This window comes from Streptomyces sp. NPDC028331 (assembly GCF_055565775.1).
This window is the reverse complement of sequence record NZ_JBVHTR010000011.1, coordinates 136118-162007: the sequence shown is the minus strand read 5'-3', so window position 1 is coordinate 162007 and position 25890 is coordinate 136118. Positions and strand designations below refer to the sequence as shown.

At 72.2% G+C, this 25890-nt stretch carries 14 protein-coding genes; 9 read left to right on the top strand and 5 right to left on the bottom strand.

Annotation, left to right across the window (positions count from 1 at the left end):
* Positions 1–101: 101 nt before the first annotated feature.
* Positions 102–485, bottom strand: a complete 384-nt coding sequence (locus ACZ4SW_RS18470; protein WP_468244139.1) for a hypothetical protein — start codon at positions 483–485, stop codon at positions 102–104.
* 185 nt (positions 486–670) lie between these two features.
* On the opposite strand from ACZ4SW_RS18470, the gene ACZ4SW_RS18465 reads away from it, so the two are divergent.
* The gene (locus ACZ4SW_RS18465; protein ID WP_468244136.1) at positions 671–5128 is read left to right on the top strand and encodes a cation-translocating P-type ATPase; all 4458 of its coding nucleotides are present in this window, start codon (positions 671–673) and stop codon (positions 5126–5128) included.
* 261 nt (positions 5129–5389) lie between these two features.
* Positions 5390–6913 (top strand): C40 family peptidase, encoded by a 1524-nt coding sequence (locus tag ACZ4SW_RS18460; protein ID WP_468244133.1) that lies wholly within the window; start codon positions 5390–5392, stop codon positions 6911–6913.
* A 26-nt stretch (positions 6914–6939) separates the two neighbouring features.
* Here ACZ4SW_RS18460 and ACZ4SW_RS18455 read toward each other — a convergent pair whose 3' ends face one another.
* Positions 6940–8043: an NAD-dependent epimerase/dehydratase family protein gene (locus tag ACZ4SW_RS18455; RefSeq protein ID WP_468244130.1), complete on the bottom strand. Its 1104-nt coding sequence runs from the start codon at positions 8041–8043 to the stop codon at positions 6940–6942.
* 140 nt (positions 8044–8183) lie between these two features.
* On the opposite strand from ACZ4SW_RS18455, the gene ACZ4SW_RS18450 reads away from it, so the two are divergent.
* The 5 genes from ACZ4SW_RS18450 to ACZ4SW_RS18430 all read left to right on the top strand — a co-directional run bounded on the left by ACZ4SW_RS18450 (position 8184) and on the right by ACZ4SW_RS18430 (position 18110).
* A complete protein-coding gene (locus tag ACZ4SW_RS18450) occupies positions 8184–9269 on the top strand; it encodes a PP2C family protein-serine/threonine phosphatase (protein ID WP_468244127.1) in 1086 nt (361 codons plus the stop codon).
* A gap of 104 nt (positions 9270–9373) precedes the next feature.
* Entirely contained in the window at positions 9374–10738 is a 1365-nt protein-coding gene (locus tag ACZ4SW_RS18445; protein ID WP_468244124.1) for an FAD-dependent oxidoreductase, read from the top strand.
* Positions 10739–10840: 102 nt separating this feature from the next.
* Entirely contained in the window at positions 10841–11779 is a 939-nt protein-coding gene (locus tag ACZ4SW_RS18440; RefSeq protein ID WP_468244122.1) for an ABC transporter ATP-binding protein, read from the top strand.
* Positions 11776–12591 carry an ABC transporter permease gene (locus ACZ4SW_RS18435; protein ID WP_468244119.1) on the top strand — a complete coding sequence of 272 codons (816 nt, stop codon included), beginning with the start codon at positions 11776–11778 and terminating at the stop codon, positions 12589–12591. The genes ACZ4SW_RS18440 and ACZ4SW_RS18435 overlap by 4 nt, the downstream gene beginning before the upstream one ends.
* Positions 12592–13700: 1109 nt before the next feature.
* On the top strand, positions 13701–18110 hold the full coding sequence (locus tag ACZ4SW_RS18430) for a golvesin C-terminal-like domain-containing protein (protein ID WP_468244116.1): 4410 nt from the start codon (positions 13701–13703) through the stop codon (positions 18108–18110).
* Positions 18111–18225: 115 nt separating this feature from the next.
* Here the strand turns inward: ACZ4SW_RS18430 and ACZ4SW_RS18425 are convergent, their stop codons facing one another.
* From ACZ4SW_RS18425 to efeU, 3 genes are all read right to left on the bottom strand, one after another.
* Positions 18226–18768, bottom strand: coding sequence for an SMI1/KNR4 family protein (locus ACZ4SW_RS18425; RefSeq protein ID WP_468244113.1), 543 nt, complete (start codon positions 18766–18768; stop codon positions 18226–18228).
* Positions 18769–18988: 220 nt separating this feature from the next.
* On the bottom strand, positions 18989–20269 hold the full coding sequence (gene efeB / locus ACZ4SW_RS18420; protein ID WP_468244110.1) for an iron uptake transporter deferrochelatase/peroxidase subunit: 1281 nt from the start codon (positions 20267–20269) through the stop codon (positions 18989–18991).
* A gap of 68 nt (positions 20270–20337) precedes the next feature.
* On the bottom strand, positions 20338–22470 hold the full coding sequence (gene efeU / locus ACZ4SW_RS18415; protein ID WP_468244107.1) for an iron uptake transporter permease EfeU: 2133 nt from the start codon (positions 22468–22470) through the stop codon (positions 20338–20340).
* Between the two features lie 248 nt (positions 22471–22718).
* Here efeU and ACZ4SW_RS18410 point away from each other — a divergent pair, with 248 nt between their 5' ends.
* Together ACZ4SW_RS18410 and ACZ4SW_RS18405 are read left to right on the top strand one after the other, a co-directional pair.
* A complete protein-coding gene (locus ACZ4SW_RS18410; protein ID WP_468244105.1) occupies positions 22719–23669 on the top strand; it encodes a TauD/TfdA dioxygenase family protein in 951 nt (316 codons plus the stop codon).
* A 181-nt stretch (positions 23670–23850) separates the two neighbouring features.
* Positions 23851–25776, top strand: a complete 1926-nt coding sequence (locus ACZ4SW_RS18405; protein ID WP_468244102.1) for an AMP-dependent synthetase/ligase — start codon at positions 23851–23853, stop codon at positions 25774–25776.
* Positions 25777–25890: the final 114 nt, after the last annotated feature.

Genomic DNA, 25890 nt, shown 5'->3' with positions numbered 1-25890 from the left:
CCCACACCCCCCCCCCCCTCCCCCCCCCCCCCCCCCCCACCCCCCCCCCCCCCCCCCCCCCCCTCCCCCCCCCCCCCCCCCCCCCCCGGGGCCGGGTCGCCTCAGCCCGTCCTCCTCGCCGTGGCACGGCTCCCGCCGTTGTGCTCGGCCGCCGTTTCGACGCCCCGTTCGCGCGCCCTGCTGCTGCGAACCAGCCAGGTGGCCCCGCCGACGGCCAGCGCCACCGGCCACTCCAGAGCCCCCATGGCCGCCATCGCGGTCAGCCCCCCGTAGAACGCGAGGTCCTTGCCGGACGGCACGCCGGGCATCCGGGAGGTCGCCTCCCTGGCGGTGCTGGTCAGGTCGTCCCTCGTGATGTACGGAATCTTCAGCGAAGGGTGCACCGTACGCGTGTGAAGGTGCAGGCCACCGCCCTCGTGCGCATGGGTTTCCGCCGACTGCTTCCGGGTCGCTTCACTCGGTGTCGGCACCGGAGTTCTGGCCATCCCCTGTCCTCCTCTCACGGAGTCGGTGTGGTGTGCCACTCCAATTCTCTCGCGCCCCGTCCGACGTGCGCTCTGTGACCGGACGGGAATCGGAGGTTTGCCCGCATTCCGGTTGAGTTCGGCGGTTCCTGGCTACTCGTGTTGTTCGGAGTGAGTGTCCGGCCGCGGAGAGCGGGTGATGCGCTGTGGCACTGCCCGGACGGCGACTGCTGCGGTCCGTCGTGTCCTCCGCCACCGCCGCGCTGTGGGACGGCACACGCAAACGGGTGCGCAGATTCGAGGGGCGCCTCCACATCGCCGTACGCGGCCTGGGCCAGGGCGAGCTGCCCCACACCTCGGCGAAGAAACTGGCCGAGGAGGTGGAGCGGCGGCTCACCGGGTTGCCGGGGGTGACCTGGGCCGTGGCGAACACCGTGCTGGGGCACGCCGTGGTCGGCACCGACGCCTCCTTCGACACCGAGGAGCTGGTGCCGGCCCTGATCGAGGCCGTCGAGGAGGTGGAGGAGGCCCACGGACTCGAGCAGCCGCTGCCCGATCACCCGGCCTCCGGACGGACGGCCCGGCGAGCGTCCCTGGCCGTGGCCGTGCAGGTGGCGGCCGCCCCCCTGGCCGCCGCGACGGGTCTGGCCCGCCGGGCGCCGCTCCCGCCCTGGGTCACGGCTCTCGTCCCGCTGGTCGATGCCCACCCGAGGATTCGTGGGGTGGTGGACCGGGCGATCGGCGTCGACAACGCCAACCTGCTGCTGGCCCTGCTGGCGGCGGTGGGGCATGCGGGCTCCGGAGGTGTCGTAGGGGTCACCGTGGACACCGTCCGGCACACGCTGCGGATGCTGGAGGCGCGCGCGGAGGCCGCCGCCTGGACCGCGGCCGAGCCGCGCCTGACGGGCACCGCCTCGGCCGGCTCCCACGGCGCGGTGCCCGGCCCGCCACCCCGTGAGACGCCGCTGCGGCCGGGGCCGGTCGAGCGGTACGCCGACCAGGCCGCCCTCGTGGCGGCGGCGTCCTTCGCCGGATCGCTGCTCGTCACCCGGCGCCCGGCCAGGGCCGCAGGCGGTGCGCTGGCGGCGATCCCCAAGGCACCGTTGCTGGCCCGCGAAGGCTTCGCCTGTGCCCTCGGCCGAGGCCTGGCCCGCCGGGGCGTCCTCGTGGCGGACTCCGGTGCGCTGCGCCGGCTCGACCGTATCGGCACCGTGCTCCTCGACACCGCGGTCCTGGCCACCGGGTCCCACGTGCTGGCCGAGCTGGTGCCCCTCGACGACGACGCGCACGTGGGCGACCTCGCCGCGCGGGCCCACCGGATCTTCGACGGCTCCGCGCCCGAGAAGCCGTCCCACGACGGCGAATGGGCCCTGGGCCCGGTGGAGAAGCTGTCCCTGCAGGGGCGCACCGGAGCGCGGGAGCGGGAGCGGCTGCACCACGCCGGGGCACGGGTGGTGCTGGGGCTGGCGCGCGGACACCGGCTGCTCGCCGTGATCAGTGCGGTGCCGCAGATGCACGAGGCCGCCGGCGCCCTGGTCCCCACCGCGCACGCCGCCGGGCTGCGGGTCGTGGCCGCCGGAGCGCACACCGCCGATCCGGGCGTGCGGGAGGCCGACGCGGTGCGCGGGGCGGGCGAACGGCTGGTGGACTGCGTGCGCGACCTCCAGCGCGACGGCGAGGGAGTGTTGCTGATCTCCCGCGACCGCGTGGCGCTGAGCGCGGCCGACGTCGGGGTCGGTGTCGCCGATCCGGACGGGACGCCGCCCTGGGGCGCGGATCTGTACGTGGACGCCGATCCGGCGGCGGCGATCGTGATCGTACGGGCCTGCCGCGGTGCCCGCGACAGTGCGCGTCGCGGGGTCCGGATCGCCGAGGCGGCCGCCGCGGTCGGCGCCACGGCGGCGCTGGCCGGGCGGTCGGGGCGGCCCGCCGCGCGCGGTGTCACGGCGTTCAACGCGGGCGGCGCCCTCGCCACCGGCGCCGGGGTCTGGTCGGCCGTACGACTGCTGCGGCGTCCCCCGCCGGTCACCGCCGCCTCGCGTGGCCCCTGGCACGCGATGGACCCGGGCACCGTGCTCGCCCGGACCGGGAGCGCGGATGCCGGGCTCCCGGAGGAGGAGGCGCGGGCGCGGGGCACCGCACCCGGTGAGCGGGCTCCCACGTCGTCGCCCGTGCGGGCGTACCTGACCGAGATGGCCAACCCGCTCACGCCCGTCCTCGGTGCCGGGGCGGCCATGTCGGCGTCGGTGGGCGCCGTGCTCGACGCCGTCGTCATCGTGGTGGTCACCGCCGTGTCCGGGCTCGTCGGCGGGTTCCAGCGCTACCGGACCGACCGGGCGGTGGCCCGGCTGCGCCGCGAGTCGGCCGTGATGGCCCGGGCGCTGCGGGACGGGCGGGAGACCACCGTGCCCGCCCAGCATCTCGTCGTGGGCGATGTGGTCGTGCTGAGCGCCGGCGATGTCGTACCAGCCGACGCCCGCCTGCTCGAGGCGCACCACCTGGAGATCGACGAGTCGGCGCTCACCGGCGAGTCGCTTCCGGTGGCCAAGGCGATCGAGCCCGTGCTGGCGTCGGACGTCGCGGAGCGCACGTCGATGGTGTACGAGGGCACGACCGTCGCGGCCGGCCGGTGCCGCGCGGTCGTCGTCGCCACGCGCACGGCGACGGAGGCGAGCCGCGCCGCGGTGCTGGGGCGGGGTGCGGCCGCGCCCGCCGTCGGAGTGGAGCGCAGGCTGGCGCGGATCACCCGCGGTACGCTGCCGGTGGCGCTCGGCTCGGCCGCCGCGGTGATGGCGGCCGGCGCCCTGCGCGGGCGCTCGACGCGGGACACGGTGGGCGCGGGCGTGGGGCTGGCCGTGGCCAGCGTCCCCGAGGGGCTGCCGTTCCTGGTGTCGGCGGCCCAACTCGCCTCCGCCCGCAGGCTTTCCACGCGGGGCGCACTGGTCAGGGACCCCCGTACGATCGAGGCGGCCGGCCGCACCGACGTCCTGTGCTTCGACAAGACCGGAACCCTCACCTACGGACGCATCTCCCTCGTCGCCGTCGCGGCGGACGGCGACAGCCGGCCCCTGGAATCGCTCGGCGACGAGCAACGCGCCGTCCTCGCCGCCGCGTTGCGGGCCACCCCCCACCCGCACGGCGGCGCCGGGTTCGAACACGCCACCGACGGGGCCGTCACCACCGGCGCCGGGGAGGCGGGTGTGCGCCGGACGACGGACGCGTCCGGCTGGCGGCGCGTCTCCGGCCTGCCGTTCGAACCCAGCCGCGGATTCCACGCGACGGTGGGCCGGTGCGGGGAACGGCGGATCCTGTCGGTGAAGGGCGCGCCGGAGGAGGTCGTCGACCGCTGCGCCACCCGTGGCGGCCGGCCGCTGGACGAGCGGGAGCGCGCGGACGTGCTCCGGGCCGGGGAGAAGCTGGCGGCCGAGGGCCATCGCATCCTCGCGGTCGCGGAGGCGCGGGACGCGGCCGACGAGAAGCTGACGGACGAGACCGTGCGGGGGCTCGACTTCGTCGGGTTCCTCGCCTTCGCGGACCGTGTGCGCGGCACCGCCGCCGACGCGGTGCACCACCTGGTGGACGCCGGGGTGCACATCGTGATGATCACCGGCGACCACCCGGGCACGGCCGGCGCGATGGCCTCCGAACTGGGCGTCCTGGACGGCAGGCGGGTGGTGACCGGCACCGAACTCGACGAGCTCGACGACCGGGCGCTCGACGCCCTGTTGCCGGATGTCGGGGTCGTCGCGCGCGGTACGCCCGTGCACAAGGTGCGCGTGGTGCAGGCGTTCCAGCGACTGGGACGGACCGTCGCGATGACCGGGGACGGCGCGAACGACGCGCCCGCGATCCGGCTCGCGGACGTCGGCATCGCGTTCGGGACGCGCGCCACGCCGGCGGCGCGCGCCGCGGCCGACCTGGTCGTCACCGACGACCGGCTGGAGACGGTGCTCGCCGCGCTGGTGGAGGGCCGGGCCATGTGGGCGTCCGTGCGGCAGGCGCTGGCGATCCTGGTGGGCGGCAACCTGGGCGAGATCGCCTTCACGCTCCTGGGCGCGGCCGCCACCGGGACCTCACCGCTGACGGCGCGTCAACTGCTGCTGGTGAACCTGTTCACGGACCTCGTCCCGGCCATGGCGGTGGCGCTGCGCCCGCCGCGTCCCGAGGCCGCCGAGCGGATGCTGCACGAGGGACCGGAGGTCTCGCTGGGCACGGCCCTGACCGAGGAGACCGTGTGCCGGGCCGTCGCCACCGCCCTGGGCGCCACGGCCGCCTGGATCGTCGCCCGGTTCACCGGCCGCGCCGTGCGCGCCCGCACGGTCGCCCTGGTCGCGCTGGTGGGCACGCAGCTCGGGCAGACGCTGCTGGCCGGAGGGAGGAGCCGCGCGATCGTCGGCTCCTCCCTCGGCTCGCTGGCGGCGCTGGCGGCCGTGGTGCAGACTCCGGTGCTCAGCCGGTTCTTCGGCTGCACGCCCCTCGGCCCGCTCGCCTGGGGCATCGCGCTGTCCACCGCGGCGGCCGCGACGCTGAGTTCGCCGTTCCTGCCGCCGCTGATCGCCCGGATCCGGGCCGCGGTTCCGCCGCCGCCGGCCGTCGCCGATCGCGGCCAAGGCGTAGACGGTAGCCGACAGGACGCCTTTCGGGCCGTCAACACGCCTTCATGAACGACAAGATGAAAATCACATCGACGTATCGGGCATTTCGCGGCCCAATCTTCACGCGAGGCACACAAGTTGGCTAGGTTGTCCGGCAGGCCGCTCGACTCCCTCCGGCGAACCTCGCCGGGTCGCACGGCCTCCGCCGAGGGCACGGGCCACAGGGCACGCCTTCCGGAGCCTCCAGCCCGAACCCTCCCCCAGAGCCCGAACGGCCCGGGGCGCTTCACGGCCGACCCGGCAGGCGGAGCACGGAAGGAGTACGTCCCCATGGCGCAGCGCGACTCCGAGGGGCCGAGCCGCGACGAGGTCCAGGAGCGGATCCACAGCCTCTACGACCGGGCCGAGACCGCCACCGGGAACTTCAACGCCACCCGGGCGATGTCGACGGGGACCCGCCGACGCGCCGACTCGGTCTTCGGCAGGCAGCGCAGGCCCGGCGATCCGGCGCTCGGCGACGTCGCCCGGGAGTGGTTCGAAGCGGCGCGCGCGAAGCTGGGTCCGACCGTTCCGGCGGTGCTGCCCGCGGACAGGCTGCCGGGCGGGGCGGCCGGAGACCGGCCCATGGTCCCGGCGAGGCGGCAGGGCAACGAACTGCCCGGCCTCGAGCGGGCGAGCACGGACCGGACGGTCCGGGAGCTGACCGCGGGGCCGGCCGCCGGGCCGGACCGGCCGGTCCGGGAGTTGACCGCCGGGCCGGTGGCGGAGCTGACCGCCGCTCCCACGGCCGCGTCTGCCGCGCCGACGCCGCGGCAGGAGACTCCGCGGGCCCTGCCGGGGGCCTCCGCCGCGCCGGATCGGTCCACGCCGACCACCGCCAAGCAGCGCAGCCGGCGCAAGCTCGACGCGGCCCGGGAGATGCTGGAGCGGCATGCGGCGGGGCAGAACCCCGCGGGTGGCCTCTGGGGGACACCGAGCGCGCTCGGCGGGAGTGGGGAGGTGTGGCAGCCGGGGCAGGCGGCCGACGCCGGTACGAACCTGCCGGGCGTGTCCCCTGCCACGGGCTTTGCCGCCACGGCCGTCCCCCCTGCCGTGCCCCCGGCCTCCGTCGCGGCTCCCCCGGACGGGGCGACCGGGCTCACCACGTCCGTACTGCCCACGATCCCGGCCGCCTCCGCCATGCCGGCACCCCCGGCCACCGCACCCGGCCCGGACCCCTCGATGCCGCCCGCCGCCCTCGCCACCACGGCACCTGTCACCGCGCCGGTCCCCACGCCGGCCACCTCGACCGCCTACGCCACGCCGGCCACCTCGACCGCCTACGCCATGCCGGCACCCCCGGCCACCGCACCCGGCCCGGACCTCTTGACGCCGCCTGCCGCCCTCGCCGCCACGGCGCCTGTCACCGCGACGACCCCCTTCGGGGCCCCGGCGCCCGTCGCCTCCGCTCCCCCGGTCTCCGATGCCTTCGCCGGTGTGCCGGAGACGGGGTACGGCACCAAGGCCGCGAAGGCGCTCGCCTTCGCCCGGGCGCAGATCGGCAAACCGTGCGTGTGGGGTGCGAGCGGGCCCGACTCCTACGACGCCTCCGGCCTCACCCAGGCCGCCTGGAAGGCCGCCGGGGTGGTACTCCCCCGCTCCGCGCCCGATCAGGCGGCCATGGGCACGCCGGTCCCCCTCACCGGTCTGCAGCCGGGTGACCTGGTCTTCTTCCACGACAGCGCCGGACACGTCGGCATCTGCACCGGCAACGGCATGATGATCCACGCGCCGGGCCCGGGAGCGTACATCCGTGAGGAGTCCCTCCACTACGCGGGGCAGTCGGCGATCCACGGGGCGGTGCGGCCCGCCTGACATCAGGGCGCGCCGTTCCCGCACCGTCATATGAGCAGGCGGGGGGAAACCGCCTCCGAGCGGCTTCTGCGTCGGCGTGCCCGGCGTTGCCGTCGCCAGGACTCGTAGTGGTCCAGCAGCGTCTCCTCGATCGGGCGGTAGGTGATGCCCAGTTCGCGCACGCTCCTGCTGTTGTCCACGCGGAAGCGGATGCCGAGGTGCTTGCGGATGTAGTCCTGGGTCAGGCCGAAGGCCGGGCCCAGGACGCGTACCGGCCAGTGCGGGAGCGCGGTGCGGGGCAGGCGCAGGTCGCGGGGGTACCGGGTGCGGATGATGCGGGACATCTCGTGGAAGGAGGTCATCGTCTCCGCGGCGACGATGTACCGGCCCTTCGCCGCGGGATGCTCGGCGGCGGCGATGTGCGCGTCGGCCACGTCCCGGACGTCGGCCGTGGTGAAGCCGAAGTCGGGCGCGCCGTAGAAGAAGTAGCCCTTGAACAGCTCGTCGAGCAGGAACAGGCTGCCTGACTCCGAGGCGGGGGTCAGGGACGGGCCCAGGATCAGGCCGGGGTTGACGGACACCATGCGCCAGCGGCTCTGAGCCGCCTCCGCCGCCCAGGCCTCGCGTTCGGCGAGCGTCTTCGCGTAGTGGTAGGGGTTGTTCTCCACCGTGCTGGTGGTGTTGACGTACTTCTCGGACAGCGTCTGGTCGTCCATGGCCAGCACGTCGATGTAGTCGCCGAAGACGGCACCGACGGTGGAGGTCAGGACCAGCCGCTCCACGGTCGGCGTCCGCTCCACGCTCGCGAGCACGTTGCGGGTGCCGTCCACGGCCGGTTCGACCATGTCCCGGCGCCCGTTCTTGATCTTCTCCGGCATGCGGAACGGCGACGCGACGTGGAACACCACGCGGCAGCCGCTCATCGCCTCGTCGAAGGAACCCTGCCGGAGCAGGTCCGCCTCGAACAGGGTCAGCCGGCCGGGGAACTCCTCCTGGAGCCTGCGCAAGGGCAGCACCTTGGCCGAGTGCGCAACGTCGCGCACCGTGGCGTGCACCTGGTAGTCCCGCTCCAGCAGCCGTCGCACCAGGTGGCTTCCGACGAACCCGCTGCCGCCGGTCACCACAGCGGTCCTCGCCCCGTCTCCGCTCACGCCCTCCCCTTTCGACGCCTGCCCCGACGCACCGGACGGCGGAACGATACGCGCGGCCGGGCGCATCCTCGAGACCCTGCGCCGACGTGCGGCGGGCCGCTCGGCGTAGGAGCGTTGAGGATGTGCGAAGCGTGCGTGCCATGCCGGGGCGCCGAGAGGCGGACGGCCGGAGCTGGCTGCGCGGGGCGCCGCCCCCGAAGTGGGTTCGGGTGCTGCCGCTGCTGCTGCTGGTGGTCGTGTGCGTCGCCACGCTGGTCTCGCCCGGGCCCCTGGACATCGGCTTCCTGCTCGGCGCCATTCCGCCGCTCGCCGTGCTGTCGTACGGACCGGTGACGACCGCCGTACTCGGTGTGCTGGTCATCGCCCTGCAGCACATCCGGGTCTTCCACCTGGACCACCCCGGCAACACCGACCTGCTGACCATCAGCTTCGTGGCGCTGCTGAGCGTGTTCGTGTCGTATGTGCGCAGCCGCCGCGACGCCCAGCTCGACCTCGAACGCACCGTCGCCGAGGCCGCCCAGCGCGCCGTCGCGCCCCCGCTGCCGCCGCGGGTCGGTCCGGTCCGCTGCACGGGGCTGTACCGGGCCGCGCAGCGCGGGACCCTCGTCGGCGGCGACTTCTACGACGTGCGCGCGGGCCGCTCGGGGGTACGGGCCGTCATGGGCGACGTGCAGGGCCACGGACTGTCGGCCGTCTCCACGGTGGCGTCGCTGCTCGGCGCGTTCCGGGAGGCCGTGCTCGACCAGCCGGACCTGCCGTCGGTCGCCGCGTGCCTCGATCGCAGGCTGCTGGTGGACTCGGGGGATCCGCGCCTCGGGGAACTGTTCGCGACCGCGGTGCTGCTGGAGTTCACCCCCGACGCCCGTACGGTACGGATCGTCGTCTGCGGCAGTCCGGCGCCCGTGCTGCTCCAGGACGGCAAGGCCGCCGAGGTCGAGATCACCCCGGGCACACCGCTCGGCCTGGGGCTGCCCCAGGGCGGCGGGTACGACGAGGTGATCCGCCCGCTCCAGCGAGGGGACCGGCTGTTCCTGGCATCCGACGGCATCTGGGAGGCCAGGGACTCCACGGGCGCGTTCTATCCGCTGATCGACCGCCTTCCCCGCCTCGCCGACGACGACCCCGCCGTCACGACCGAGCGCGTGTGGGCCGATCTCGTGCAGCACTGCGGCACCGTTCGTGACGACGTGACGATGCTTCTGCTCACCCCGGAGCCCAAGCCATAAAGCCGCCATATGAGGTCATAGGGCAGACCCGCGTACCAAGTTAGGATTGCCTCAGTTTAGGGTTCCCGACGAGCCTTCCATCCCCGCTCGAAGGGAACCTGATCATGCCCCGCCCCCTGCGGGTAGCCATCGTCGGAGCCGGTCCCGCCGGCATCTACGCCGCCGACGCCCTGCTGAAGTCCGAGGTGGCCACCGAACCCGGCGTGTCCATCGACCTCTTCGAGCGGATGCCCGCCCCGTTCGGCCTCATCCGGTACGGCGTCGCCCCCGACCACCCGCGCATCAAGGGCATCGTCACGGCCCTGCACCAGGTGCTCGACAAGCCGCAGATCCGCCTGTTCGGCAACGTCGCTTACCCGTCCGACATCAGCCTGGACGACCTGCGCGCCTTCTACGACGCCGTGATCTTCTCCACGGGCGCCATGGCCGACCGGCCCCTGCACATACCCGGCATCGACCTGCACGGCTCCTACGGGGCGGCGGACTTCGTCTCCTGGTACGACGGGCATCCGGACGTGCCGCGGACCTGGCCGCTGACGGCGGAGAAGGTCGCCGTGCTCGGCGTCGGCAACGTCGCCCTGGACGTGGCCCGTGTCCTGGCCAAGACGGCGGACGAACTGCTGCCCACCGAGATCCCGCCGAACGTGTACGACGGCCTGAAGGCCAACCGGGCCCGGGAGATCCACGTCTTCGGCCGCCGTGGCCCCGCGCAGGCCAAGTTCAGCCCGATGGAGCTGCGGGAGCTGGACCACTCCCCCTCCATCGAGGTCGTCGTCGACCCCGAGGACATCGACTACGACGAGGGCTCGATCGCGACCCGGCGCGGCAACAAGCAGGCGGACATGGTCGCCAAGACGCTGGAGAACTGGGCCATCCGCGACGTCGGCGACCGGCCGCACAAGCTGTTCCTGCACTTCTTCGAGTCGCCGGCCGAGATCCACGGCGAGGACGGCAGGGTGGTCGGCCTGCGCACCGAGCGCACGGCCCTGGACGGCACCGGCAACGTCAAGGGCACGGGCACGTTCCGGGACTGGGACGTCACCGCCGTCTACCGTGCCGTGGGATACCTCTCCGCCCCCCTGCCCAAGCTGCCGTGGGACGCCGACTCGGGCACGGTGCCGGACGAGGGCGGGCGGGTCATCGAGGACGGCGGCACGCATCTGCAGTCGACGTACGTGACCGGCTGGATCCGTCGCGGCCCGGTGGGCCTGATCGGCCACACCAAGGGCGACGCCAACGAGACGGTGGCCAACCTGCTCGACGACCACGCGAACGGGCGCCTCCACACGCCGGTTTCGCCCGCGCCCGAGGCGGTGGACGCCTTCCTCGCCGAGCGGAACGTCCGTTTCACCACCTGGGAGGGCTGGTACCGCCTGGACGCCGCGGAGAAGGCACTCGGTGAGCCTCAGGGCCGGGAACGCGTGAAGATCGTCGAGCGGGAGGACATGCTCCGCGAGAGCGGCGCGTAGAGGGACGCTCCCGGACAGCCGCCTCGCCTGCGGAAGCGGCCCGGCATCCGGCCGGAGCAGTCCGGCGCGACAGCCGGGCGCGCGGGTACGAGGGTGGAGGGCATGATCGAGGCCCACGCCCTCACCAAGCGCTTCGGCGAGCGCACCGCCGTCGACGGCCTGAGCTTCACCGTGCGGCCGGGCGCCGTGACCGGGTTCCTCGGGCCGAACGGCGCCGGGAAGTCCACGACCATGCGGATGCTGCTGGGTCTGGACGCGCCCACCTCGGGCCGGGCCGTCGTGGGCGGCCGGGACTACGCCGACCACCGGGCGCCCCTGCACGAGGTGGGGGCCATGCTGGAGGCCCGCTCGGTGCACACCGGGCGCAGCGCGTACCACCATCTGCTGGCGCTCGCCGCGACCCACGGAATCTCCCGGCGCCGGGTCGAGGAGGTGATCGACCTGGTCGGGCTGCGCGCGGTGGCACGGAAACGGGTCGGCGGCTTCTCCCTCGGCATGGGGCAGCGGCTGGGCATCGCCGGAGCGCTGCTCGGCGACCCGGCGACGGTGATCCTCGACGAGCCGGTCAACGGCCTCGATCCGGAGGGGATCCGGTGGATCCGCGATCTGCTCAAGGGGCTGGCCGCCGAGGGGCGTACGGTCCTCGTCTCCTCGCACCTGATGTCGGAGATGGCGCTCACGGCGGAACATCTGATCGTGATCGGGCGGGGGCGGCTGATCGCGGACACGTCGGTCGCGGAGTTCGTCGCACGGGCCGCCGGCGAGGTGGTGCGGGTGCGCACCGAGGAGGCGGAGCGGCTGCGCGGTCTGCTGGCCGGCCCGGACGTGTCCGTGACGGCGGAGGAACCCGGCGTGCTGACGGTGACCGGGCTCGGCAGCGAGCGGATCGGGCGGATCGCGGCCGCGCACGGTGTCGCGCTGGCCGAACTCACGCCGCAGCAGGCCTCCTTGGAGGAGGCGTTCATGCAACTGACCGGGGACGCCGTGGAGTACCGGACAGCGGCGGCGCACCTGGTCGGCGCGGAAGGACCTGCGGCATGACGACGGCATCGGTGACCCCCGCCGCGGAACGGGGCCGGGTCACCCAGCTCCGGGTGATCCGCTCCGAGTGGATCAAGCTGCGGTCGCTGCGGTCCACCCTGTTCACCCTCCTCGCAGCGGTCGTCGCGATGGTCGGACTCGGCTGTGTGTTCAGCTACTTCACCGCGCACCGCTGGGACGATCTGCCGCCGCAGGAGCGGCTCGCCTTCGATCCCACGCTGGTCAGTCTGCGCGGCTTCTTCCTGGCCCAGCTCGCCGTCGGCGTGCTGGGAGTCCTGGTGATGACCGGCGAGTACGCGACGGGCATGATCCGGGCCTCGCTGGCCGCGGTGCCGCGGCGCCTCCCGGTGCTGTGGGCGAAGGCCCTGGTGTACTCGGCGGTGGCATGGGTGCTGATGACCGGCGCCGCGCTGGCCGCGTTCCTGCTGGGACAGGCCGCGCTGTCCGGCCGCCACCTGGGGACCTCACTGAGCGCTCCCGGCGTGCTGCGCGCGGTCCTCGGCGCCGGTCTGTATCTGACGGTCGTGGGCCTGATCGGGGTGGCGCTCGGTGCGCTGACCCGCACGACGGCGGGCGGGATCGCCACCCTGTTCGGCGTCCTGCTGGTGCTCCCCGTGCTCGCCGAGGCGCTGCCGTCGTCCTGGCTCGAGGCCGTCAACCCGTATCTGCCGAGCACGGCCGGCCAGGGCCTCGTCCACGTCCAGCAGCCTCCGCACACCCTGGCACCCTGGGCCGGCTTCGCGGTGTTCTGCCTGTATGCGCTGGCGACGCTGGCCGGGGCCGCGGTGGCCCTCCGGCGCCGCGACGCCTGACGCCGTACCGGGTGGCCGACCTGGCGGACTGGTCGGCGACACCGAGCAGCCCTGTCGGGTGTGGGTGGTGACAGCGTCCCGCGCGATCACGAGGGCGTGAGGTCCGCGGCCACAGCGGCCGGTCGGACGGTGGCCGCGCCGGCCGGCCGGTAAGGGGTCGGCAGAGTTCAACTTGCCTGTGTCTGCCGGGAGTCAAGCCCTAAAGCACACGTTCTTCAGGGTTGATCCACTTCTTCTGCCATGTCTTGGGAAAATCTTGAAGCGGCCATGGCAACCGCTCATCCGCATCACGGCTCCAGCCGCATGCCGACAAACGGCGCCAAACAGCACGTCTGCCGACCCCTGGAATCCGCTTACTGCGCACGCCCTTTCAAGTCTCTTGACGTTCCCCGGAGTTTGCCTTGGCGGTTGCCCGAGCCCGCCATGAGAATGCTCTCACCTCGCTGTTACGTTCAGCACCGCGCGCAGCCACAGGGCCCCACAGGCAACACACATCACGGATGGGGGACCTGCGGGAGACCGAGCGCAGCACACACCGGTCGTCGTCTGTCGGCCGGAACGGGGAGGGGGAACGATCCCATGAAGCGCATACCTGTGCACGTGAGGACGTCGGGAGCCGTGGGCGCCACCGCCGCGGCGGCCCCGCTTGCCACCGCCCCGCCTGCTCACCCCGGGGCTGCAACGGCACATTCGACTGCGATGCCGTGTGGGCGGGTTGTTCCGACCAGCCCGAGTTCTGGTAGCCGCACCACGACCGGGCCCGAGTTCCGCTGAAGAACGCGAAGCATCCCAGCAGTTCACCTGACCACGATCCCGCGGCACCGCCGCCCTCCGCGAGCCCATGCAGCACCTGGCTGCCGGCACGGTACGAGACGCTCAGCCCCTCGCAGTACCGCGGTGGGTGAGCCGTCGCGCGCTCCACCGGCAGGGGTGTCTTCGCGAAGGTGCCGCAACATCACGGTGACGGGATGCTGCCGCCGAACGGCACGACGAGCACGGAGATCGAGTTCGAAAGGGCCCTGACGACGTCGCGGTCCAGGACATCGATGTCCACATCACACATGCAGAGAACAGGGGGACAAGTGATAACCCGTCATAGACGAAGTGCGGTGACGGTCCTCGCCGTCACCGCCGCTCTGGCAGGTCTCATACAAGCCCAGCCGGCCACCGCGAAAACGCCCAGCCCCACAACCACGCCCACATCCGCGGCCCCCAAGCCCGCCCCCACGCCCACGAACGGCGCCGTCAAGTCCCCGGACGCCACGTTGGGCAAGGGATGGAAGACCTCCGCCGATCGGGCCGTGACCGCCGTCGCCGACAGCGACGGACTGCATCTGCTCGTCGCCGACAGCAAGAACGCCTACGCCTGGAAGACGGCGGCGGTGCTGAGTGAGCCTCAGCTTCCGGCCGACACCTGGATAGGCAACCAGTGCGTCATGGACGACCACCACGCGGCCGTCGCCTACGCACCCCGCAGCTTCACCAACAAGCCCGACCTGATGATGGGCGGCGCGTTCACGGCGATCGTGAACCTCGACGACGGCAGCGTCACCAAGCTGCCCTTCACGGCGTCGCTGGCCTACTTCGACCCGACGTGCAACCCGGGCACCCACACCGCCGTCTTCACCGCGCTCCGCGACACCAGGACGCGCCTGGTCACGGTGGACACCAAGGGAGCCACCGTCGCGGACACCACCGCGAAGGGCGAGATCACCTCTGCCGTGCCCACCAAGGACGGTGTGGTCGCAGCCGCCGGAAACCGGCTCGTCCACGTCGACCGCAAAGGCAGGACAACCAAACTCGCCGCCACGAAACACGCCCCCTACGGCATCCATGTGGCCGGTGACGGCACGGTCAGCTATATCGACCGGACCGGTGACACCGACGCCAATGTGCAGACCTACGCGCGCGGCAGGAAGACGACCGTCGCCAGCGGCCGGCTCACCGCGATGAACCTGCGCCAGGGCACGGACGGCACGATCTACCTCACTGGAAAGGCCGGCCACGGCAAGGGCTTCGCGGCCGGTGGCATCAAAGCGCTGGACGTCTCACCCGACGCGGAGGTCTCCACCCGTGGACGCCTGGCCGTCGACCCGGTCGTCTCCCCGGCCGTGCAGGCGGGCGTCGACAACATCAGCAACGCCGGCCGCGGCTTCACCAAGACCGCGACCAAGGAGCCCGCAGCCGACAGGACGCAGGGACGCATCAGCCATGCCCTGACCATCACCGCCACGGTCACGGGCACCGGCAAGCACACGAAACAGCAAGCCGCCGCACCCGGCACCACCGCAGGCGGCGCGCCGTCACCGGCACTGACCGGCTCTGCGAAGCCGCAACTGTCGACCATGAGCATGATGGCCCCGGCCGCCGACGATCCCAGGTCACACGACCCGGTCGACACCGACGCCTGGTGCGCCGTGCCCCGTAACGACGTCGGCACCCAGGCCCTCCAGCCGACCCCCAACCAGGTCGAATGGGCCGTGGACATGGCCATCCGTGGCAACCTGCACTCCGGTTACCTCACCCAGGGCGGCTGGCGCTCACAGACCGGGCTGTCCACCATCGACCCGCAGGGCCTGTTCCCGAAGCCGGAACTGGTCACCGGGGGGCGCATTCCCGCGCAGGTCGAACTGGGCATCCTCGCCCAGGAGTCCAACCTGTGGCAGGCCGAGTCCGGTTCCATCCCCGGCCAGATGGGCAGTCCCCTCGCGGCCGTCGACGGCTACTACGGACACGAGACCGGCGGAACCCTTGCCGCCTACTGGACCATCCACTGGGAGAAGTCCGACTGCGGCTACGGTGTCGGCCAGGTCACCGACGGCATGCGCAAGGCCGGATACGAGAAGGACCACGAAACCTCTCTCCCGGTCAGCACGCAGCGCGCGATCGCCGTCGACTACGCCACCAACATCGCCGCGTCGCTGTACATCCTCGCCGACAAGTGGAACGAGGTGCACCAGGCCGGCCAGACGATCGCCGTGAACAACGACGACCCGGCCAAGCCCGAGAACTGGTTCACCGCCGTGTGGAACTACAACCTCGGCTTCAACAAGAAGGCGGACGCGGGAACGAACGGCAACTGGGGCCTGGGCTGGTACAACAACCCCGCCAACCCGGTCTATCCCGCATCCCGGCTGGCCTTCATGAACACCGACGTCGACCCGTTGGCCGCCAGGGACGCCGCGCATCCGCAGAACTGGCCCTACGAGGAGAAGGTGATGGGCTGGGCCGCCTGGTCCATCGACACCGGCTTCTCCTACGCCACCTCCGGCCGCCAGGACTGGCCGGGCGAGTCCGGCTTCTCCTCCGCCGGCTTCCGCCCCGCCTACTGGAACGGCACGGACCTTCCCTACCAGAACGTAGGCAGCGCGCGGTACAACCGGGCGCACGTCTCGCCGCCGCTCGACACGTTCTGCAACTCCAAGAACAACTGCGACACGGCCAACCCGCCCGACTGCCCCGACGCCGCCTGCTACACCCAGTACTGGTGGAACGCGCCCAACACCACCTGGAAGTCCGACTGCGCCACGACCTGCGGCTTCGAGAGCATCAAGTACCAGAGCCTGATCAACGAGCCCGGCCGCGGTTACCGCCTCCAGCACGGCACACCCGTCTGCTCCGGTGCACCCTCGGGCGCGAAGGTCGTCGATTCCGTGCCCGCAGGCACCAACACCTGGAGCGCCTGCGGAACGACGAAGACCGACGGCTCGTTCCAGTTCACCTTCTACCCCGACCCGAACGCGACCGGGCCGGGCCTGGGGCAGTACGACGCCAAGGCCGACCTGCACCAGATCGGCGGCGGCTACCAGGGCCACTTCTGGTACGCGCACACACGCGACTACGCACATCTGGGCGGTACCAGCGGGCGCATGACCGTCCTGGGAACGTGGAAGCTGAACGGCCCGGTCGCCGAGAAACAGGCCGAGGTGTTCGTCCACGTCCCCGATACCGGAGCACAGACCCACGAGGCCATCTACAAGATCAACACGGCGTGGGGTGAGGCCCAGGCCCGTCTCGACCAGGACGCCAACGAATCCAACACATGGGTCTCCCTGGGCGCCTACCGCTTCAACGACAACACCCCGCAGGTCACCCTCTCCAACTCCTACGGCACCGGATCGGGCGATGAGGACATCGCCTGGGACGCCGTCGCCTTCGTGCCCGGCGACTACGGCATCAGCAACGACCGCCCCGTCGACCTGACCCTGCCCGACCCGAACGAGAACAGCCCCAACCCCGACCTGCTCGACCAGCCGGTCAGTGACGAGGCGACCGCACCCCTGAAGGGGGACGCCTCCAACCCGGCGCAGGACGGCAGCGTGGTGCCCTACGTCAGCAGCCACGGCGTGGCGCCCTGGTGCGACGACGGCAAGGTCATCGCCCGTGCCACCCGCACGATCGAATGCGAGACACGCGTCGTCCCGTACTACCTGCGCGTGGACGGACAGGTACAGGCCACCGCCTGGTTCCAGTTCCAGCGCACCATCGAACTGGACGGCACCAACTCCTTCACCGAACACCTCAGCGTGGCCGCCCAGCAGATCCCGGCAGACTTCGCCAAGATCGACCTGGCCATCAACGAGCACCTGTGCGAATCTCCGTGCAAGCCCGTCGAGGCGGACATGAGTGCGTGGAAGGGAACGCCGTCCTGGACGGCCGGTGACACCCACGAGGCGTCCATCACCTCGTCCTACACCTGGGACGCCTCCACCGGCGGGAAGACCTACTTCTTCCACCCGGACGTCAAGATCGACGGTGACGAGTACCCCTCGGACAACAGCCTCCAGTACCAGACCACGGGGTACCAGTGGAGCAAGAGCACGTCCAGGGCGACGGATCTCGACACCGTCCGGTGCGACACCGTCGTCACCGTGGGCGGAGGGTGCGTCTTCCCGAACTACGCCCCCACCTACACCTTCAACGCCGCCAAGTATCCGCAGGCCGCGGCACACGCCTGGCTGATCCAGACCTTCTCGCCCAAGCACCCCGGTTCCAAGGCGACAGGGCAGCCCCTCTACTACCTGAGCGACACCAGTCAACGAGACAAGAACCGGGGCCGCATGTGCCCGACCGGCTGGGCCGCGGACAACGGCGATCTCAGCGCCCTGGACGGAACCGATGACAAGCTCCTCAACTGCGACGAGTTCGCCTTCGGCGCCAGCTACAACAGCGGCGGCATGAGCAGCGGCGAAGGAGGGCTCAACCCGGCCGTCCCCGACGACAGCACCACCGGGGTACCGAACGGCCGGGCCTGCATCCAGACCTACGCCACCAAGGTCAACGGCACCATGCACCTGTACAACCTCAACGGCACGGTGCCGACCTGGACCGAGGTCTGCGGACGCTCCGCCATCTCCGACACCGACAACCAGCAGTCCATGTCGCCCTTCGGCGGATTCATCACCAAGATGCGCCTGATGGACAAGGACGCCTACTGGCTCGACACCGCCACCACCGGAGCCTGCGGCACCCCCAGCATGTCGACGTCCGTCAAGTGCGTCCTGAAGGCAACCAACTGACAACCAACTGACACTCCGAAGCTGACACAGCGCACATGTGTGGGGGCCGCCTCAAAGGAGGCGGCCCCCACACGCATTCAGGGAGCAGGCCGGATCCGGTCTCCCCCGCAAGAAGTCACTCCTCGCCCCACCTGAGGGACCCCTTCTCCACCCGCGCGGGCCACCCGTCCCAACTGCCGCTCTCCAGCGCGTCCGCGAACGACTCCAGCAGCGCCCCCAGTGACGGGGCGGTAACACGGGGAGCGGATCCTTCGCCGTACTCCAGCACGGGGAAGCCGGACGCCCCGGAGGCATCCACGGCGTATCCGTAGTACTGCCCCTCGAAATCCCGGATGACAGGAACCCAGGACGCGCTCCAGTAGCCGTCCAAGCCGTTCTGTTCCTCATACCGCCGCCACTTGGCGTACTCCTCGGCGATCTCCGCGCACCCCAGAAGAATCTTTCCGTAGGGGAAGATCACCGAATCGAGGTGAGGGGCAGGCACCACTCGCCCGTTGGGAAGGGTCCGCGTGGTGTCCTTCGCCGTGCTGCCGTTGTTCATCCGCAGCAGCGCCTCGAGCACCTCGGGCACGTCGAAGCCCAGAGCCCGACGCAGACCCGCGAGGTCCTCGTCCGTCGCCGGCCCCCGCAGCGCCTGCGCACTGACCGGTGCATGCACCGTAAGCCAGTGCACTGCCCGCCCCCACGCCGACTGCACTTCTTCTGTCCCGGCCACCCGGCCACACCACCTCAGAGATATCGGGGCCGCCCACCGGCACCGCACGCACCATCGGTACGGGACCCAGTGTGCTGTGTGAACGCGGGAGTGTCTAAGCCGGCGGCGAGGACGTCGGCCACGCGCGTCTGCGGCGGCCGCTGCACCGGGGTGGTGGGGGCCGTCAGGCGGACATGAGCCCTCGCCCGAGCCAGTCCGAGGAGTCCCTGACGCCGGGCAGGGCAAAGAAGTAGCCGCCGCCCGTCGGGGAGATGTAGTCCACGAGCGGTTCGTCGATCAGCCGGGTCTGGGTGGCCTCGAACTGGCGCTGGACGTCCTGCTGGTAGCAGCAGAAGACGAGCCCCATGTCGAGGTTGCCGACGTTGTCGATGCCCCGGTCGTAGTTGTAACCGCGGCGCAGGATGCGGGAGTTGTCGGTCTTCGCGGTGCGGGGGTTGGCCAGCCGGATGTGCGCGTCCAGCGGGATCGCCGTTCCGTGCGGGTCCTTGGCGTAGTTGGGGACGTCGGTCTCCTTGGCGCCGTCCAACGGTGCGCCGGTGTCCTTGCGGCGGCCGAACATCTTCTCCTGCTCGGTCAGCGAGACCCGGTCCCAGAACTCCACGAGCATGCGGATGATCCGGATGACCTGGTAGCTGCCGCCGGTCGCCCAGGCGGGCTCGCCCTGTCCCTCGTCGACCCAGACGAGTCGGTTCATCTCCCGGGACGAGGTGACGTCGGGGTTGGCTATGCCGTCCTTGAAGCCGAGCAGGTTGCGCTGGGCGCCGCTCGGGCGGGGCGTGTTCTGGAAGCCGTCGATGCGCCACTTGATCTGCATCGCGCCCCGGGTGTGCCGGGCGATGTCGCGCAGCGCGTGCAGCACGGTGTCCTGCCGGTTGGCGCAGATCTGCAGCGACAGGTCGCCGTGGCACTCGGCCGGCCGCAGGTTGTCGTTGGGGAACGTGCGCATGGGGGTGAGCCGGCGCGGCTTGGCCTTGGCGAGGCCGTAGCGGTCGTCGAACAGGGAGGAGCCGACGCCGACGGTGACGGTGAGCCCGTCGGCGGGGACTTCGGGACCGAGGATGCCGTTGTCGGAGGGCGGCGCGCCGACACCGAGGTCCTCCGGGGTGCCGCCGGAGGTGAGGAAGCGGGCCCGCTCGGTGATCGTCCGCAACAGGTCCGCGAGGTCCTTGCGGTCCTCGGCGATGACGTCGAAGGAGACGAAGGTGGCGGCGGCCGGGGCGGGGGTGACGATGCCCGCCTGGTGGGCGCCGTGGAAGGGGACCTTCGTGGCGTTCGGGTCGTCCGCGGCCTGCGCCTCGCCGGTGCCGGCCTGGCTGAGGGCGAAGCCGCCGCCGGCCAGGACCGCGCCCGCGGCTCCGGCGCCCAGGGCCGTCTTCACGAAGGAGCGGCGGCCGTGACCGGCGGGGCAGCCTCCCTGGAGGGCGGGCGTTTCGGCGGACGGCATGGAGCGGTTCCCTTCGGTGTGTGCGGTGTCGGCTTCGGTGCTTCGCCGCGCGGCGGGATGCGCGGTCATCAGGCGGACTTCCGGATCTCCAGCAGGTCCGGAATGGGGGCGAGGTCCTCGAGGAGCTGTCCGGTGGCGCCGTTCAGCCGGTCGCGGGTGGTCTCGTCGAGCCGGTCGACGGGGGTCCAGGAGTCGCCGTGGTGGGCGGCGTCGAGCAGCTTCTGCACGCGGGCGATGTCCGCGTCCACGGTGGGCAGGAGGTGCGGGGCGCGGCTGGTCAGCAGCGGCCTCAGGACGGTGAGGAGTTCCCGGGTGCCGGCCAGGTTGGCGTCCGAGGTGGCCAGTTCGGTGCCGCTGCCCTGGTCGGCGTCGCCGGTCAGCTCGAACTGGAGGGTGTTCTCCAGGATCTCGTGGGCGCGCAGGGGCAGGTCGCCCGGGTCGAAGGGCTGGGTGGGGAACGCCTTCCGCAGTCCCGCGGCGTCGTCGGCGAGCTGCTGGGCGGGGGCCTTGAGCCGGTCCGCGGACTGCCCGTGCCACAGCCCGTACTCCAGGCGGTGGAAACCGGTGAAGTCCTTGTCGTTCACCCCGCCGGGCAGGCCGTCGGGGCGGCCGTCGATCTTCTGGTCGAAGTCCTGGAAGGTGCCGTAGGCGGCGCCGAGGGAGGAGTAGGTGCGGTGGGCGGTCAGCCAGTCGGTGCGGGCGGCGTCGAGATGGCCGCCCGAGATGTCGTCGCTCAGTTTGCGCGTCTGGGTGACGAGGGTGGCCAGGCCCTGCTCGACGTACGTCTTGTACGCGGCCAGGGGCGCGGCGAGGTCCTTCTCGGAGACCGGGACGACGGCCTTCGCGCCGGCGCTGCCGCTGACCCGGACGGCCGCGGAGGTGACGGCCCGGCCTCCGGTGGGCACGCAGCGCCAGGCGTAGCTGCCGCCCGCGACGGTGGCGACGAGGTCGCGGGTGGTGCCGGGGGCCAGGCCCTCGATCTCGCCGTAGACCGCGTTGGTGGCCGGGTCGATGAGGTACACCTCGGAGGTCTTGTCGCCGGTGTTGTGCATCTGGAAGGTCTGCCGACCGGGCTTGGGAGCGGCGAAGCCCTTGCCGCACTCGGTCTCGGAGACGGCGACGGTCTGGGTACCGGCGGGCTTGGAGCCGCTGAGGGCGACGATCAGCCCGGCCACGACGGAGGGGACGGCCACGACGGCGACGGGAACGGCCCAGACGGGGCGGCGGCGGGCCGGTGCGGCGGACGGGGTTTCCGGCGCCTGCCCGGCCGGCCCCGGCTGGTCCTGCCTCGGCTCCACGGTGCCCGGCTGGTCGGCCTTCGCCTCCGCGGTCCTCGGCCGGTCCTCCTGCGCCTTCGCCGCGGGCTTCGCCCGGTCGGCCGCGGCCCCGGCCGACCGCACGCCGCGCACGAACAGCGTCATCACCACGGCGAGGTAGCCGACGTAGGCGACGACCTGCAGCCACGTCATCGTCGGCGTCAGGTTGAACACGCCCTGGATCAGAGTGCTGTACCAGGAGCTCGCGTCGACGCTGCCGCCGAGGTCGACGGCGTAGGCGGTGCCGCCGGGCAGGACCCCGCCCTCCTGCAGATCGCGCAGGCCGTAGCCGAGCACTCCGGCGGCGATCACGATGAGGACGGCGCCGGTCGCGGTGAAGAACCTGGTCAGATTGATCTTCAGGACGCGCCGGTACAGACCCCAGCACAGGCCGGCGGCGAGGACCAGACCGATGCCGGCGCCCGCCATCGGGCCCGCGGACTCGCCGGCCGCGCGCGCCGTGGTCCACAGGAACAGGGCGGTCTCCAGGCCCTCGCGGCCCACCGCGAGGAACGAGGTGAGGATCAGCATGCCCGCGCCCATCGCGAGCGCGCCGGTGACCTTCTCCTTGATCTCGCCGGACAGACTGCGGGCCGAGCGGCGCATCCAGAACACCATCGCGGTGACGAACGCGACGGCGATCACGCTGAGGGTGCCGCCGAACGCCTCCTGGGCGGTCGCGGACAGGGAAGCCGCGGTGAACGTCAGCACCGCGCCGAAGCTCATGGCCAGCGCGACCGCGGCGAGGACGCCCGTCCACACCTGAGGCAGCCGGGATTTCGCACCCGCTCTCACCAGAGTCGCCACGAGGATGGAGACGATGAGTCCGGCTTCGAGTCCTTCCCTCAGTCCGATGAGAAAGCTCGGAAACGCGTCATCCCACATGCGGCCCTCCCCGGCACGCCCCCCGCCGTCGGTCGTGCAGGTTAGCGAAGGCATGCCTTACTTGTGCCGAACCATCATGACGACAGCCATGTCGTCAATCGCCCATGAAAGGGCAATGGGAAGGTAAAGGCGCCGACGTGGCGGGGAGCGACGGGTCACACGTACGCAGTCCGTGTGATCTTTCGCACGAGCCCGGGACGGGAGATGCTTGCCCCGTGAGGTCCAGCCCCACCACGGACGGAGCCCGTATGACGACGGACAGGGGTACGGAGGTCGAGGTGAGGCCCGTCGCGGGTCACATCGGCGCCGAGATCGCCGGGGTCGACCTGGCAGGCGACCTGACCGAGGGGGTGGTGTCCGCGATCAGGTCGGCCGTACTGCGCTGGAAGGTGGTGTTCTTCCGGGACCAGAAGCTGGACCACGCGACGCACATCGCGCTGGCCCGCAGGTTCGGCGAACCCGTCGTCCCGGGCCGGCGCGGCAGCGCCTCACCGCCGGACTTCCCGGAGGTGGAGACCACGGCCGACCGGCTGGAGCTGGGCGGACGCTACGGCATGGAGCACGACGAGTGGCTGCGCCGCAGGCGCCACTCCCTGTTGCGGGGCTGGCACTGCGACCACGGCGCCCGCGTCGATCCGCCCGCCGCGACCATCCTGCGCGCCGAGAGCGTGCCCCCGTACGGCGGGGACACCCAGTGGTCCAGCCTCGCCGCCGCCTACGCGGGTCTGTCGGAGCCCGTCCGGCGTTTCGTCGACGGCCTGCGCGCCGAGCACCGGCTCGGCGTCGGGTACCAGCCGCGCCCCGGTGACGACGCCTACCTGCGTCATCTGCTGGACCACCAGGTGGCCACGGAGCACCCGCTGGTCCGCGTGCACCCGGAGACGGGCGAACGGGTGCTGTTCGTCAACGGCTACTACGTCGAGCAGATCCTCGGCCTGTCCCGGGCCGAGAGCGCGCACATCCTGCAGATGCTCCTGGAGCAGGTGACGCGCCCGGAGTACACGGTCCGTTTCCGCTGGGAGGCCGGCAGCGTGGCCTTCTGGGACAACCGGGCCACCGTCCATCTCGCCCCGAGCGACCTCGTCACGCCCGGGCATCCCCGGATCATGCACCGGGTGATGCTCGCCGGGGACGTCCCGGTCGGTCCGGACGGCCGGCCCTCGGCCCCGATCACCGGCACGGAACCCGGCCGCTGGTGACACGGCGCAGCAGGACGCGACCCGGCTGCGCCGCAGCGCCGGGCCGGTCCCCGCGCCTGAGGGGACGCCGGCGGGTTCCTTGCCGTTTCCGGCACGTCCCGCGGCAACCTGGGCTACATTCGAGCACCGCCGATCCCGCATCGATCGGCTACGAAAGCAGGAAAGCCACGGGGGGCGGCGCATGCGCGACTTCGGGAACGCCCGTCCGGCCGCCCCGGATCCGGCATCGGGGCCCGTCATGACGGGCGGACTCGCCGACAGCGTCTTCGAGACGGCGAGCCGTAACCCCGGGCTCCCCATGGTGGCACGCCGCGCCGACGAGAACACGTGGGTTCCCATGTCGGCGGCCGAGCTGCGGGACGAAGTGGTCGATCTGGCGAGGGGGCTCGTCGCCTCCGGCGTCCGCCCCGGTCACCGGGTGGCCGTCATGGCCCACACCCGCTACGAGTGGACGCTGCTGAGCTGCGCGTTGTGGGCGATCGGCGCCGAGGTGGTGCCGATCTATCCGACGTCGTCCCACGAGCAGGTGGAGTGGATCCTCAGGGACGCCGGCTGCGTCGCGGTGGTCGTCGAGGACGAGCAGGGCGTGATGACCGTGGGGTCGGTGTGCGGCTCGCTGCCCCGGCTGCGCCACGTGTGGCAACTGGACGCCGGCGCGCTGGACGACCTCGTGCAGCGCGGCCGCCCGGTCCCCGCCACGACCATCGACTCCCTGCGCCGCATCGTGCTGCCGGACTCGACCGCGGTCGTCGCCTACACCTCCGGCACCAGCGGGCACCCCCGCGGGTGCGCGCTCAGCCACCGCAACCTGGCGAGCCCCTGCGACACGCTGCTGGCCGGCTGGGGGCACACCGCGGCACCGCCCGGCGAGCAGCCCTCCATCCTGGTCTTCCTGCCCTTCTCCCATGTGTACGGGCTGATGGTCCAGGGGCTGTGCCTGCGGGGCGGAATCCTCATGGGCCATGAACCCGAGCTGCGCGCGGAGGTCCTGGCCACGTCGTTGCGGACGTTCCGGCCCACGTATCTGTACGCGGTGCCGTACGTCTTCGAAAATCTGTACAAGAAGTTCCTCCGCACCGCCCAGCAGGCCGGCCGGGGCGCCCTGTTCGAGCGGGCCGTCCGCACCGCGCAGGACTACGCGCTGGCGGCCGAGCGGCAGCGACTGGGCACCGGTCCCGGCCCCGGCTTCGACCTGAGACTCCAGCACTCCCTCTACGACAAGGCCGTGTACCGCAAGCTGCGCGCCGCGCTGGGCGGGCGGGTGTGCGGTGCGGTGTCCGGGGGATCGCCGCTCAACCGCGAACTCGCCCTCTTCTTCGCCGGCATCGGCATCCTCGTCCACGACGGGTACGGGCTCACCGAGACGAGCGGCGGCATCACCGCCCAGCCGATCGGGCGGGAGAAGACCGGCACCGTGGGGCGCCCGCTGCCGGGTGTCGACGTACGGGTGGCCGAGGACGGGGAGATCCTGGTGCGCGGCCCGTCGGTGTTCCAGGGATACGTGGGCGACGACCACGGCACCCGCACGGCGCTGCGCGACGGCTGGCTGGCCACGGGCGACCTCGGGCGGCTGGACTCCGAGGGATATCTGTCGATCACGGGCCGCAAGAAGGACATCATCGTCACGAGCGGCGGCAAGAGCGTGGCCCCGGCGGCGCTGGAGGAGCGGCTGCGGGTGCATCCGCTGATCCACCAGGCGGTGGTCGTGGGCGACAACCGGCCCTGTGTGGGCGCCCTGATCACGCTGGACCCGGAGTTCGTGGCGCACTGGCGCGGCGCCCTGTTGGCCCACGGGGACGCTCCGAGCCGGGACGCCCGGGAGGAGAACGCCCTGCGGCAGGAGATCACACGCGCCGTGGCCGCGGCGAACAGTACGGTGTCGCGGTCGGAGTCGATCCGGGTCTTCCGGGTGCTGCCGGAGCCGTTCGACGTGGCGAACGGGCTGCTGACGCCGTCGATGAAGCTGCGCCGGGACGTCATCGCGCGGCGGTACGCGGTCGAGATCGACGCCATGTACCAGTCGGCGTCGCGGGTGCCGCGGGCGCGGCGGCCGGAGGAGCCGCTCACCTGGGAAGACGCCGACGACGTGTTCCGTCGCGTGCGGTAGCCGCTTTCCGCGGCGCCTGTCCGCCGGTTCGCCGCCCCGCCGGGATGCGCACGCGCGGCGGGGCGGCGCATGCTGACTGTGGTACCGACCCGACGGCCGGGGACGAGGGCAGAC